The following is a 13,295-nucleotide window of genomic DNA, read 5'->3' as shown; positions in this document are numbered from 1 at the left end:
CTGTCATTATCAGAGAGGATGCGCGGGGATGCCACCATAATTAACTAATTTTTAACACTTACACGATACCTTTGACGCTGTCAGTCAACGATGTGGTTGGGCGACCAATCAGTTTGCTCAACGTATGGCTGTCATCGAACAGACCGCCTTTAGAGGCGCCGACGTCAGAATCCGCCAGCATCTCCGCCAGCCCGGCAGGCAGACCAAAGCCTTTCAGCGCTGCGGCAAAATCAGCTTCGCTCAGGTTCTGATACACCACTTTTTTACCGCTCTGCTTTGCCAGCTCGGCAGCCAACTGGCTCAGGGTCCAGCCTGCATCGCCCGCCAGTTCGTAGGTTTTACCGGCGTGCCCCTCTTCACTGATGACGCGCGCGGCGGCAGCGGCATAGTCGGCACGGGTTGCCGAGGCGATTTTGCCTTCTCCCGCGGCCCCAATAAAGACGCCGTGTTCCAGTGCGGCCGGCGCGCTGGCGAGATAGTTTTCGGTGTACCAGCCGTTACGCAGTAGCGCGTAGGCGATACCGGATTCAGCCAGCATCTTCTCGGTGGCCACATGCTCATCAGCCAGCCCCAGCGGGGAGGTGTCGGCGTGCAGCAGGCTGGTGTAGGCGATAAATTTCACGTGGGCAGCCTTTGCTGCGTTAATCACGTTGCGATGCTGTGGGGCACGTTGTCCCACTTCGCTGGAAGAGATCAGCAGCAGCTTGTCGATACCCTGTAAAGCAGTCGTAAAGGCGGCTTCATCGCTGTAATCCGCCTGGCGAACGGTAATGCCCTGCTGGCTAAGCGCCGTCGCTTTAGCGGGATTACGCACGATAGCCACTATCTGGCTGGCAGGAACGGTTTTCAGTAGAGATTCAATAACGTGTTGGCCCAGTTGGCCGGTGGCGCCGGTAATTGCGATCATGGGGTGACTCCTTGGTATTGGTCTTGTGTTTAATCACGCTAACACTTAAACTTACTTTTAGTAAGTACGCACAAAAAGGTTAGTATGAAAATGACAGCGTCGACGCTCTCCCAGCAATTACGCGATGGCAATTTGTTTGCCGAACAGTGTCCCTCCCGCGAGGTGTTAAAACACGTCACCAGCCGCTGGGGCGTGTTAATTCTGGTGGCGCTGCGCGACGGTACGCACCGCTTTAGCGATTTGCGCCGGAAGATGGGCGGCGTCAGCGAAAAGATGCTGGCGCAATCGCTTCAGGCGCTTGAGCAGGACGGGTTTATCAATCGAGTCTCTTATCCGGTGGTGCCGCCGCATGTGGAATATAGCCTGACGCCGTTGGGCGAGCAGGTGAGCGATAAAGTCGCCGCGCTGGCGGACTGGATAGAACTGAATTTGCCGCAGGTTTTAGCGCAGCGGGACGAACGGGCTGCGTAGTTTTGTAGGCCGGATAAGACGCTGTTGCGCCGCATCCGGCACGAAAATTACTTACTTAAATCCAGCTGATAAATAGCGAAACCGATGTCATCGGTCGCGACTTTCTTCAGCGGATACTGGCCTTTCTCTTTAATAAATGCAGCGGCTTTCTCAGACGGTGATGTTTCAAAGCGAATATCCAGTGGTGTGTCGCTATGAATTGGCGCCAGACGCCAGTTGTTATCTGCCGCCGGGTGAATTTCACCGGCACGCTTCGTCTCAGCACCAATCCACGCGGCCAGCACCGAGCGGTTTTCATCTGGTGACGCAAACGCGATGTGGCTGTCTCCGGTCCCGGCAAACTTACCGCCGTAGGCGCGATAGTTGTTGGTCGCGACGAGGAAGGTGGCGTTAGGGTCGACAGGCTTACCGTTAAAGGTCAGATTCTTAATCCGCTCTGCTTTTGGGTTGATGGTCTGGCACTCGCCGTCGTAGCGGGCGGGCTGTGAAACATCAATCTGATAATTCACGCCGTCAATCACGTCGAAATTATAGGTACGGAAGCCATCCCAGTTAATCAACGACTGTGGTTTGCTGCTGTGGATATCAATCTGATTGAACTGCCCGGCGGAACATTCCAGCCACTCTTTCACCTCTTTACCGCTGGCTTTCACTACCACCAGGGTATTGGGATAGAGATACAAATCAGCGGCGTTACGGAAGGTTAACTGGCCTTTTTCGACTTCGACAAAGCTGGCCGGATCGTTCTTGCGTCCACCGACCTTAAACGGCGCGGCCGCGGAAAGTACCGGCAATTTTGCCAGGTCCGGATCGCCCTGGATAAAGTGCTCCACATACGCTTTCTGGGCGTTATTCACCACCTGCACGGTCGGGTCATCCTGAACCAGCGCCAGATAGCTGTACATATTGTCGGCTGATTTACCAATTGGTTTGCTGACGAATTCACGGGTGGCGTCGTGATCGGCTTTCAGGATCTCAACGATTTTTTTGTCTTCTGCTGCCAGTGATTTTTTCGCCGCAGCGTCATAAATGGGGCGTGCCTCTGCTTTCGCCTGGGTGACCTGCCATTTACCGCTATCGTTATTCAGTACCAAATCCACGACGCCCAGATGATCGCCCCACATGCCAGGCATCACCGCCGGCACGCCATTGAGCGTACCTTTTGTGATATCTGCGCCTTTAATGTTGGCAAAATCTTTCCCCGGGAAGACGGCGTGAGCATGACCAAACATAATGGCATCCACGCCCGGTACTTCACTGAGATAATAAACTGAGTTTTCCGCCATCGTCTGATACGGGTCGGCAGAAAGGCCGGAGTGAGCAACCACCACCACGACATCAGCGCCTTTTTTCCGCATTTCCGGCACATACTTACGTGTGGTTTCGGTGATGTCATTTACCGTCACTTTGCCGCTGAGGTTGGCTTTATCCCAGGTCATGATTTGTGGTGGCACGAAGCCGATATAGCCAATCTTCAGCGTCTGCTTGTTACCTTCCTGGTCAATTACCTCAGTGTCTTTGATCAGATAAGGCGTAAACAGCGGCTTTTTGGTCTTAACGTCGATGATATTGGCATTAACGTAGGGGAACTTCGCCCCGGCCAGCGCGTTATGCAAATACTCCAGACCGTAGTTGAATTCATGATTGCCGAGGTTGCCCACCGCGTAATCCAGCGTATTGAGCGCCTTATATACCGGGTGAGTTTCGCCCGCTTTCAGCCCTTTGGCCGCCATGTAATCCCCGAGCGGGCTGCCCTGAATCAGATCGCCGTTATCAACCAGCACGCTGTTTTTGACTTCACCACGCGCGGCGTTGATCAGACTTGCCGTACGCACCAGGCCAAATTTTTCAGTCGGCGTATCTTTGTAATAATCGAAATCCATCATATTGCTATGTAAATCAGTGGTTTCCATTATACGCAGATCGACGGTCGCGGCATTCACGCTGGCTGCAATCAGCGTTGCCAGAAGCGTTGCACTAAACTTAATCATCAGGGGCATCCTTTTAAGATCTAAGCCACAAAAGAAAATGTATATAAATCTTCTTGCTTACAGAACTGTGAATCATGACATGAATATAGCGTTTAAAACCGCAGACGCTATCACAGTTGGCGGATCCCCTGACGATCGGGTATAAGTAAAACAACGAGTTAACACCACTGACAAACGAGGTGGAGAATGTTAGAACATGTATGCCAGCTTGCACGGAACGCGGGCGATGCCATTATGCAGGTCTACGATGGAATCAAACCGATGGAGATTACCAGCAAGCAGGATGATTCTCCGGTCACGGCGGCGGATATCGCTGCGCACACGGTGATCCTCGAAGGATTACAGGCGCTGACGCCGGATATTCCGGTTCTGTCTGAAGAAGCCCCTCCTGGCTGGGATGTTCGCCAGCACTGGCAGCGCTACTGGCTGGTCGATCCGTTGGACGGCACCAAAGAGTTCATTAAACGTAACGGTGAATTTACCGTTAATATTGCGCTGATTGAGCAGGGAAAGCCGGTACTTGGCGTGGTTTACGCGCCAGTGATGAAGGTGATGTACAGCGCGGCAGAAGGCAAAGCGTGGAAAGAAGAGTGCGGTGTGCGCAAACAAATCCAGGTACGTGACGCGCGTCCACCGCTGGTGGTGATTAGCCGTTCGCATGCCGACAATGAGTTAAAAGAGTATCTGCAACAACTGGGCGAGCACCAGACCACGTCGATAGGATCGTCGCTGAAATTCTGCCTGGTGGCGGAAGGGCACGCGCAGCTGTATCCGCGTTTTGGGCCAACTAACGTCTGGGATACCGCCGCTGGCCACGCCGTTGCCGCCGCAGCCGGAGCGCACGTTCACGACTGGCAGGGGAAACCTCTGGACTACACCCCACGTGAATCGTTCCTCAACCCCGGCTTCCGCGTCTCTATTTACTGAGCAATTTATGCAGCAGGGTAATCACCTGCTGCACCTCTTCCTGCGTTAATGCGCCATCTTTTGCCCACTGTACGCGTCCGTCCTTATCAAGTACCGCAATAGCTGAGCTTTCTTCATCCAGTTGCCAGGCTTTACGCGCAATGCCGTTGCTGTCGACGATAAATTGTGACCATGGGTAGAGCTTCTTATTGCTCTCCAGACTGCTGCGCACAAACATACCGGAGCCAGGAATGGCGTCATCCGTGTTGACGATAGTGGTGGTCTGGTATTTGTCGTGCGGCAGGTTCGCCGCTTTGATGGCTTCAATCAGGTTCGCGTTTTTCTCTTTGGCGGAGGTGCGTCCGGCAATGTGTTGCACAATGCGTACTTTGCCGGGCAGTTGCGCGCTATTCCAGCTTTTGTAGCTAAACTTATCGTTATCGAGAATCAGTTCGCCGCGATCGGCGATCCCCACCGGCGGTACGCGCTGGTCAGTCTCAAACTTATGGGCGGAGGCAATCATCGGCAGCAGCAGGCACGACAGCGCCAGCAGTTTTTGTAAGGTCATAGGTTTTCCTTCTTTCTTTATTTTGCAGGTGATCCGACCACTTGGGCCTGGAATTTAATCATATGTGCGATTGATGCTTTTTCCCGCAAGCGCGATGCCAGTTTGCGGACGGGCGCACAAATCCTGCGAAAATCGAAGGCTTATACTGAAGACAGCGAAGCGTTGAAAAGATAATTCTGAATAATTGTAACTGGAAGGTAAATAAACTTATACACGCTGGAAACATCAACGAGATAGTCTATAGTCATAGGGCATTAAAATTTGCGCCTGAGGATTGTCGGACCGATTGTGGTACCGCAAAGGCGTAATGCTCAGCAGGAGACAACAATGAAAATTTTCCAACGATACAACCCGCTGCAGGTGGCGAAGTACGTGAAGATCCTGTTTCGTGGACGGTTATATATCAAGGATGTAGGCGCTTTTGAATTTGATAAGGGTAAGATTCTTATCCCAAAAGTGAAGGACAAGCTGCATTTTTCCGTGATGTCCGAAGTTAACCGTCAGGTCTTGCGTCTGCAAACTGAGATGGCTTGATCAAAGTGCTATGCGGTAGTTAAAAAAACGGCTCCAGGACAGGAGCCGTTGATGTTTCTGCAAGGCGCTATGACGCCTTCGCCTCTTCCTTCGCATCCGGCAGTTTCGGTACCAGAACGGTAGGTTTACTGTCCAGACGCGTCACCAGCAGCTGATCGATCTTGTAGTTATCGATATCCACTACTTCAAATTTGTAGCCTGAATACTTCACCGAGTCGGTGCGTTTCGGGATTTTACGCAACATGAACATCATAAAGCCGCCGATGGTCTCATAGTTGCCGGACTGCGGGAATTCGTCGATATCCAGGACGCGCATGACGTCATCAATCGGCGTACCGCCGTCGACTAACCATGAGTTTTCATCACGCGCCACGATCTGCTCTTCCAGGCCCTGACCGACTAAATCGCCCATCAGCGTGGTCATCACATCGTTGAGCGTGATAATCCCCACCACCAATGCATACTCGTTCATGATGACGGCAAAATCTTCGCCTGCGGTTTTGAAGCTTTCCAGCGCTTCAGAGAGCGTCAGCGTATCTGGGACAATCAGCGTATTGCGGATCTGCACGCCGCTGTTCAGCGCCATACTCTGGTTGGCCAGCACGCGGTTGAGGAGATCCTTTGAATCGACATAGCCAATGATGTGATCGATATCTTCGTTACACACCAGAAATTTGGAGTGCGGATGTTCCGCCACTTTGTTCTTCAGGCTCTGCTCGTCTTCGTGAAGATCGAACCAGATAATATTCTCGCGCGAGGTCATAGAAGACGGTACGGTGCGGGATTCCAGTTCGAACACATTTTCAATCAGCTCATGTTCCTGCTTGCGCAGAACACCCGCCAGCGCACCGGCTTCGACCACGGCGTAAATGTCGTCTGACGTGATGTCATCTTTACGCACCATCGGAATTTTAAACAGGCGGAAAATGTTATTTGCCAGACCGTTAAAGAACCACACCAATGGGCGGAAGACCAGCAGACAGAAGCGCATCGGGTTGATGATACGCAAAGCCACAGCTTCTGGCGCAATCATACCGATGCGTTTCGGGGTTAAATCCGCGAACAGGATGAACAGGCCAGTAACCAGTGAGAAGGACAGAATAAAACTTAACTGTTCGGACAGCTCTGGAGCGAAGTACTTTGAGAACAGGCTGTAAAACGCCGGGGAAAAGGCCGCATCACCAACGATACCGCCGAGAATGGCGACCGCGTTTAGGCCAATCTGCACCACGGTAAAAAACATGCCGGGGTTTTCCTGCATCTTCAAAACACGCTGTGCGTTCACATTGCCTTCATCGGCAAGCAGCTTAAGTTTGATTTTGCGTGATGCGGCAAGCGAGATCTCGGATATCGAGAAAAACGCACTCACGGCGATCAGGCAGAGAATGACTAAAATACTGTTTAACATATCTTATCCGACCGTTCGGGTCAGATCCTCGGAAGGGAGAAGTTGATAAATCCGTGTGAAATACACATTGAAAACCGGCTCGTGGAAGTGAGCCGGTAAATTCAGGAGCTAGTATAGCGTAAGGTACTGTAACGTCGCCAGAGGGGGAAATTTATCCTTGTGGTGGCAAACACACCCCAATCCCGCCAATTCCGCAGTAGCCGTAAGGATTTTTGTGCAGATATTGTTGGTGATCGTCTTCGGCATAATAGAACGGGGTTGCCGTACTGATTTCCGTTGTAATGGTGCGCTCGTCGCCAGCGGCGGTCATCGCCGCCTGAAAACGCTCAAGGCTGGCCTGTGCCGCGGCGGTTTGCTCTGGCGTTAAGGGATAAATAGCGGAACGATACTGCGTACCGTGGTCGTTCCCCTGACGCATACCTTGCGCCGGATCGTGATTTTCCCAGAACACCTGCAGCAGTTGCTCGTAGCTGATAACATGCGGGTCATAGACGACGCGCACCGCTTCGGCATGCCCGGTATCGCCAGAACAGACTTCCCGATAGGTCGGGTTAGGGGTATAGCCGCCGGTGTATCCGGCTGCGGTGCTGTACACGCCGGGTAATGACCAGAATAAACGCTCCACGCCCCAGAAACATCCCATGGCGAAAAGGGCGATTTCCATACCGTCGGGCACGTTGGTCATCGAATGTTGGTTAACCGCATGCAGCGTTGCCACTGGCATCGGGGTGTTGCGTCCAGGTAGCGCATCTGCTTGAGTAACGAGATGCTTTCTATCAAATAAACTCATGGCCGTTCTCCCGAAATCAGTCATTTGGGTTAAGGTTGTAACGAGACGCGTCTTTGCCCACAATAAACGGCATGAATACGTCTAGAGTTAAACATAAGAAATATTTGGGTTGTCGTCTGTTTTTCAACTCTTATTGTTGATTTTTTGTTAAGCCGAGGAACGGCATAGTATTTTTTTCCAGGGGTGGGAAAAAAGGATATTCAGGAGAAAATGTGCCACATATCCGTCAGTTATGTTGGGTGGGATTACTGTGCTTAAGTGGCTCCGCCGCCGCCGCGAATGTTCGCTTACAGGTCGAAGGATTATCAGGACCGCTGGAGAAAAACGTCCGTGCGCAGTTGTCCACGATTCAAAGTGATGAAGTCACGCCAGACCGACGCTTTCGTGCGCGTGTTGATGATGCCATCCGCGAAGGGCTAAAAGCGCTGGGCTACTTTGAGCCGACCATCGATTTTGAGCTGCGCCCCCCACCGGCAAAAGGACGCCAGGTGCTGATTGCCAAAGTAACCCCCGGCGAGCCGGTGCTGATTGGCGGCACCGAAGTGATTTTGCGCGGTGGCGCGCGTACGGATAAAGATTATCTGGATCTGCTGAAAACGCGCCCGGCAATCGGCACCGTGTTGAATCAGGGTGATTATGACAACTTCAAAAAATCCCTCACCAGCGTGGCGCTGCGCAAAGGCTATTTCGACAGTGAATTTAATAAAAGCCAGCTTGGAATAGCGCTTGAGCGCCGTCAGGCGTTCTGGGATATCGATTACAACAGCGGTGAACGCTATCGCTTTGGGCATGTCACCTTTGAAGGCTCGCAAATTCGTGATGAGTACCTGCAAAACCTGGTGCCATTTAAAGAAGGTGAAGAGTACGAGTCGAAAGATCTGGGGGAACTTAACCGTCGTCTGTCGGCGACCGGATGGTTTAATTCTGTGGTTGTCGCGCCAGAATTTGATAAAGCCCGCAAAACCAAAGTGCTGCCGCTTAAAGGCGTGGTCTCGCCGCGAACCGAAAACACCATCGAAACCGGGGTTGGTTATTCAACTGACGTCGGGCCACGGGTAAAGACCTCGTGGAAAAAGCCGTGGATGAACTCCTATGGCCACAGCCTGACCACTAGCGCCAGTATCTCTGCGCCAGAGCAGGTCCTTGATTTTAGTTATAAAATGCCGCTGTTAAAGAACCCACTGGAGCAGTATTACCTGGTGCAGGGGGGCTTTAAGCGTACTGATTTAAACGACACCGAGCAGGACTCCACGACGCTTGCGGTTTCCCGTTACTGGGACCTTTCCAGCGGCTGGCAGCGCGCGATTAACCTGCGCTGGAGCCTCGACCACTTTACGCAGGGTAACGTCACCAATACCACCATGCTGCTCTATCCGGGCGTGATGATTAGCCGGACGCGTTCGCGCGGCGGTCTGATGCCCGTCTGGGGCGATTCTCAGCGCTATTCCATTGATTATTCCAATACGGCCTGGGGTTCAGACGTTGATTTCTCTGTCTTCCAGGCGCAAAACGTCTGGATCCGTACGCTGTACGACAGGCATCGCTTTGTGATGCGCGGTAACCTCGGCTGGATTGAAACCGGGGACTTCGACAAAGTGCCACCGGATCTGCGTTTCTTCGCCGGGGGCGATCGCAGTATTCGCGGTTACAAATACAAATCTATTTCGCCCGAAGGCAGCGACGGTAAGCTGAAAGGGGCCTCGAAGCTGGCAACCGGCTCGCTGGAATACCAGTACAACGTGACCGGGAAATGGTGGGGCGCAATGTTTGTCGATAGCGGCGAAGCGGTCAGCGATATTCGCAAAAGCGATTTCAAAACCGGCGCCGGGGTCGGTGTGCGCTGGCAGTCGCCGGTCGGACCTATCAAGCTCGACTTTGCCGTCCCTGTCGGCGACAAAGATGAACATGGTTTACAGTTTTACATCGGTCTGGGGCCTGAATTATGAGTTTATGGAAGAAGATAAGCCTCGGCGTGCTAATTTTTATCCTGCTGTTGTTAGGCACGGTGGCGTTCCTTGTCGGCACCACCTCGGGCCTGCACCTGATCTTCAAGGCTGCTAATCGGTGGGTTCCGGGGCTGGAAATTGGTCAGGTTACCGGCGGCTGGCGGGATTTATCGCTCAAAAATATTCGTTATGACCAGCCTGGCGTGGCGGTGAATGCCGGTGAAGTGCATCTGGCCGTCGGGCTGGAGTGTCTTTGGGATAGTAGCCTGTGCGTCAACGATCTGTCGCTGAAAAATATCAACGTGGCGATCGACAGCAAAAAGATGCCGCCTTCAGCACCGGTTGAGGAGGAGGATAGCGGCCCGCTTAACCTTTCCACACCTTATCCGATCACGCTTTCGCGTGTGGCGCTGAATAACATCAATATCAAAATTGACGACACCACGGTTTCAGTGCTCGATTTTACCTCCGGCCTGAACTGGCAGGAAAAAACGCTGACCCTGAAGCCAACGTCATTACAGGGCCTGCTGATTGCCCTGCCTAAAGTGGCGGAAGTGGCGCAGGAAGAGGTCGTTGAACCGAAGATTCAAAACCCGCAGCCGGATGAAAAACCGCTCGGTGAAACGCTAAAAGATCTGTTCTCAAAGCCGGTGCTACCGGAAATGACCGATGTCCATCTGCCGCTCAACCTCAATATTGAGGAGTTTCGCGGCGAGCAACTGCGCGTGACCGGGGATACGGATTTAACGGTGCATAACATGCTGCTCAAAGTGAGCAGCATTGACGGCAACATGAAGCTCGACGCGCTGGATATCGACTCTAATCAGGGTACGGTAAACGCCAGCGGTACGGCGCAGCTCACCAACACATGGCCGGTGGATATTACCCTCAACAGCACGCTGAACGTCGATCCATTAAAAGGCGAAAAGGTGAAGCTGAAGGTCGGTGGCGCGCTGCGTGAACAGCTGGAAGTCGGCGTCAATCTGTCTGGCCCGGTTGATATGGACCTGCGCGCGCAAACGCGTCTGGCAGAAGCCGGATTACCGCTCAATCTGGAAGTGGTGAGTAAGCAGGTTTACTGGCCGTTTACCGGCGACAAGCAGTTCCAGGCCGATGACATCAAGCTCAAGCTGACCGGCAAAATGACCGACTATACGTTGTCGATGCGTACCGCGGTGAAAGGGCAGGATATCCCTCCGGCTACCATCACACTGGACGCCAAAGGCAACGAACAGCAGATCAATCTCGATAAACTGAGCATTGCGGCGCTGGAAGGCAAAACCGAGCTGAAAGCGCTGGTGGACTGGCAGCAGGCGATCAGTTGGCGCGGGGAGTTAACGCTGGACGGCATCGACACTGCGAAAACAATCCCGGACTGGCCGTCAAAGCTGAATGGTCTGGTGAAAACGCGCGGGAGTCTGTACGGCGGAAGCTGGCAGATGGAGATTCCTGAGCTGAAGCTGACCGGTAACGTGAAGCAGAACAAGGTTAATGTGAATGGTTCGCTGAAGGGGAACAGCTACCTGCAGTGGACGATCCCTGGCCTGCATCTGGAACTGGGACGCAACAGTGCGGACGTGAAAGGGGAACTGGGGGTCAAAGACCTCAATCTCGACGCGACGATTGATGCCCCAAGCCTGGATAACGCGCTGCCGGGATTAGGCGGTACGGCGAAAGGGTTGGTAAAAGTTCGCGGGACGGTAGAAGCGCCACAGCTGTTGGCGGACATCACCGCTCGCGGCCTGCGCTGGCAGGAGCTTTCCGTTGCTCAGGTTCGCGTCGAAGGCGACGTGAAATCGGCGGAGCAAATCGCCGGTAATCTCAACGTTCGCGTAGAGCGGATTGTACAACCTGACGTGAATATTGGCCTGGTGACGCTCGATGCCAAAGGCAGTGAGAGGCAGCATGAGCTACAGTTGCGCATCCAGGGCGAGCCGGTCTCCGGACAGCTCTCCCTGGCAGGCAGCTTTGATCGCAAAGAACAGCGCTGGAAAGGGGAGTTAAGCAATACCCGTTTCCAGACGCCGGTTGGCCCGTGGGCGCTTAATCGCGCGATCGCGTTGGATTACCGCAATCAGGAGCAAAAAATCAGCATTGGGCCGCACTGCTGGAACAACCCGAATGCGGAGCTGTGCGTACCACAAACCATTGATGCCGGTGCAGAAGGCCGCGCGGTGGTGAATCTCAACCGTTTCGACCTGGCGATGCTGAAACCGTTCATGCCGGATACGACTCAGGCCAGCGGGGTGTTCACCGGCAAAGCCGATGTCAGTTGGGACACGACCAAAGAGGGGCTGCCGCAGGGGCAGGTCACGCTTTCCGGACGCAACGTGAAGGTCACGCAAAGCGTGAACGATGCGCCGCTGCCAGTGGCATTTGAAACGTTGAATCTGACCGCCGACCTGCACGACAACCGTGCCGAACTGGGCTGGCTGATTCGCCTGACCAATAACGGACAGTTTGACGGAAAGGTGCAGGTGACGGATCCACAAGGGCGGCGTAACCTGGGCGGCAACGTCAATATCCGCAACTTCAATCTGGCGATGGTGAACCCTATCTTCTCACGTGGTGAAAAGGCCGCGGGGACGATCAACGCCAACCTGCGTCTGGGCGGCGATGTACAAAGTCCACAACTGCTTGGACAATTGCAACTGAGCGGACTCGATATCGACGGTAACTTTATGCCGTTTGACATGCAGCCAAGCCAGTTAGCCGTTAACTTCACCGGAACACGCTCAACGTTGGCGGGTGTGGTGCGTACGCAGCAGGGGGAAATCAACCTGAGCGGCGACGCTGACTGGAGTCAGATCGACAACTGGCGGGCGCGCGTTGCGGCGAAAGGCAGTCGGGTGCGGATCACCGTGCCGCCGATGGTGCGTCTGGATGTCTCGCCGGATGTGGAATTTGAAGCGACACCGAGCCTGTTTACCCTGAACGGCAATGTCGATGTGCCGTGGGCGCGTATCGTGGTCCACGATCTGCCGGAAAGCGCGGTAGGGGTGTCCAGCGATATGGTGATGCTTAATAACGATCTCCAGCCTGAGAAACCGCAGACCGCCGGGATCCCGATCAACAGCAACCTGAACATCCACGTCGGTAATAACGTGCGTCTTGATGCCTTTGGTCTGAAAGCGCGGCTGACGGGCGATCTGAAGGTGGTGCAGGATAAACAGGGACTCGGGCTTAACGGACAGATTAATATCCCGAGCGGTCGCTTCCATGCCTATGGTCAGGATCTGATCGTGCGTAAGGGCGAGCTGTTATTCTCCGGTCCGCCGGATCAGCCGCTGCTCAATATTGAAGCGATTCGTAACCCGGATGCTACAGAAGATGACGTGATCGCTGGTGTTCGCGTCACGGGCACGGCTGATGAACCGAAAGCGGAGATCTTCTCCGACCCGGCGATGTCGCAGCAAATGGCGCTGTCTTACCTGCTTCGTGGGCAAGGACTGGATAGTGAACAGAGTGACAGCGCGGCGATGACTTCAATGCTTATTGGCCTGGGGGTTGCACAAAGTGGTCAGGTTGTGGGTAAAATCGGGGAGACATTTGGCGTAAGCAATCTGGCACTGGACACGCAAGGGGTGGGTGACTCATCTCAGGTCGTTGTCAGCGGATACGTACTGCCAGGTCTGCAGGTGAAATATGGTGTGGGTATATTTGACTCCTTAGCGACACTCACGCTACGTTATCGTCTGATGCCTAAGCTATATCTGGAAGCAGTGTCTGGCGTAGATCAGGCACTTGATTTGCTCTATCAGTTCGAGTTTTAGC

10 protein-coding genes are annotated in these 13,295 nt (G+C 53.7%); 5 read left to right on the top strand and 5 right to left on the bottom strand.

The genetic code is table 11. From position 1 onward, the window contains the following. Positions 1 to 58: 58 nt before the first annotated feature. Entirely contained in the window at positions 59 to 907 is an 849-nt protein-coding gene (locus FDX04_RS21365) for an SDR family oxidoreductase (protein ID WP_137371452.1), read from the bottom strand. Between the two features lie 90 nt (positions 908 to 997). Between FDX04_RS21365 and FDX04_RS21360 the strand changes: the two genes are divergently transcribed. Beyond that, positions 998 to 1,378: a helix-turn-helix domain-containing protein gene (locus FDX04_RS21360; RefSeq protein WP_042312871.1), complete on the top strand. Its 381-nt coding sequence runs from the start codon at positions 998 to 1,000 to the stop codon at positions 1,376 to 1,378. A gap of 47 nt (positions 1,379 to 1,425) precedes the next feature. On the opposite strand, the gene cpdB is transcribed toward FDX04_RS21360, so the two are convergent. Beyond that, complete coding sequence (gene cpdB, locus FDX04_RS21355) at positions 1,426 to 3,369, bottom strand: 2',3'-cyclic-nucleotide 2'-phosphodiesterase (RefSeq protein ID WP_137371451.1); 1,944 nt, start codon at positions 3,367 to 3,369, stop codon at positions 1,426 to 1,428. Positions 3,370 to 3,555: 186 nt separating this feature from the next. Between cpdB and cysQ the strand changes: the two genes are divergently transcribed. Next, positions 3,556 to 4,296, top strand: a complete 741-nt coding sequence (cysQ, locus tag FDX04_RS21350; RefSeq protein ID WP_137371450.1) for a 3'(2'),5'-bisphosphate nucleotidase CysQ — start codon at positions 3,556 to 3,558, stop codon at positions 4,294 to 4,296. Here the strand turns inward: cysQ and FDX04_RS21345 are convergent. Further along, complete coding sequence (locus tag FDX04_RS21345; protein WP_137371449.1) at positions 4,286 to 4,843, bottom strand: YtfJ family protein; 558 nt, start codon at positions 4,841 to 4,843, stop codon at positions 4,286 to 4,288. The genes cysQ and FDX04_RS21345 overlap by 11 nt on opposite strands. A gap of 327 nt (positions 4,844 to 5,170) precedes the next feature. Between FDX04_RS21345 and FDX04_RS21340 the strand changes: the two genes are divergently transcribed. Beyond that, positions 5,171 to 5,377: a DUF1107 domain-containing protein gene (locus tag FDX04_RS21340; RefSeq protein ID WP_003025710.1), complete on the top strand. Its 207-nt coding sequence runs from the start codon at positions 5,171 to 5,173 to the stop codon at positions 5,375 to 5,377. Between the two features lie 67 nt (positions 5,378 to 5,444). Here the strand turns inward: FDX04_RS21340 and FDX04_RS21335 are convergent, their stop codons facing one another. Next, on the bottom strand, positions 5,445 to 6,785 hold the full coding sequence (locus FDX04_RS21335) for a hemolysin family protein (RefSeq protein WP_003025713.1): 1,341 nt from the start codon (positions 6,783 to 6,785) through the stop codon (positions 5,445 to 5,447). A 151-nt stretch (positions 6,786 to 6,936) separates the two neighbouring features. Next, positions 6,937 to 7,575 carry a peptide-methionine (S)-S-oxide reductase MsrA gene (gene msrA / locus FDX04_RS21330; protein WP_042312762.1) on the bottom strand — a complete coding sequence of 213 codons (639 nt, stop codon included), beginning with the start codon at positions 7,573 to 7,575 and terminating at the stop codon, positions 6,937 to 6,939. A 212-nt stretch (positions 7,576 to 7,787) separates the two neighbouring features. Here msrA and tamA point away from each other — a divergent pair, with 212 nt between their 5' ends. Together tamA and tamB are read left to right on the top strand one after the other, a co-directional pair. Then, entirely contained in the window at positions 7,788 to 9,521 is a 1,734-nt protein-coding gene (gene tamA / locus FDX04_RS21325; RefSeq protein ID WP_042312760.1) for an autotransporter assembly complex protein TamA, read from the top strand. Beyond that, on the top strand, positions 9,518 to 13,294 hold the full coding sequence (gene tamB / locus FDX04_RS21320; RefSeq protein ID WP_137371448.1) for an autotransporter assembly complex protein TamB: 3,777 nt from the start codon (positions 9,518 to 9,520) through the stop codon (positions 13,292 to 13,294). The genes tamA and tamB overlap by 4 nt, the downstream gene beginning before the upstream one ends. Position 13,295 lies beyond the last annotated feature (1 nt).

It is taken from the genome of Citrobacter sp. wls615 (assembly GCF_005281355.1).
Classification (GTDB): Bacteria; Pseudomonadota; Gammaproteobacteria; order Enterobacterales; family Enterobacteriaceae; genus Citrobacter; species Citrobacter werkmanii.
Note: the sequence above shows the minus strand (reverse complement) of the source record. Positions and strands in the feature narration are given on the sequence as shown.

Bases quoted from the DNA above. Each gene is read 5' to 3' on its own strand.
- FDX04_RS21365 (WP_137371452.1), bottom strand. From the start codon at position 907: ATGATCGCAATTACCGGCGCCACCGGCCAACTGGGCCAACACGTTATT.
- cpdB (WP_137371451.1), bottom strand. From the start codon at position 3,369: ATGATTAAGTTTAGTGCAACGCTTCTGGCAACGCTGATTGCAGCCAGC.
- tamB (WP_137371448.1), top strand. From the start codon at position 9,518: ATGAGTTTATGGAAGAAGATAAGCCTCGGCGTGCTAATTTTTATCCTG.
- msrA (WP_042312762.1), bottom strand. From the start codon at position 7,575: ATGAGTTTATTTGATAGAAAGCATCTCGTTACTCAAGCAGATGCGCTA.
- FDX04_RS21345 (WP_137371449.1), bottom strand. From the start codon at position 4,843: ATGACCTTACAAAAACTGCTGGCGCTGTCGTGCCTGCTGCTGCCGATG.
- FDX04_RS21360 (WP_042312871.1), top strand. From the start codon at position 998: ATGACAGCGTCGACGCTCTCCCAGCAATTACGCGATGGCAATTTGTTT.
- FDX04_RS21335 (WP_003025713.1), bottom strand. From the start codon at position 6,785: ATGTTAAACAGTATTTTAGTCATTCTCTGCCTGATCGCCGTGAGTGCG.
- cysQ (WP_137371450.1), top strand. From the start codon at position 3,556: ATGTTAGAACATGTATGCCAGCTTGCACGGAACGCGGGCGATGCCATT.
- FDX04_RS21340 (WP_003025710.1), top strand. From the start codon at position 5,171: ATGAAAATTTTCCAACGATACAACCCGCTGCAGGTGGCGAAGTACGTG.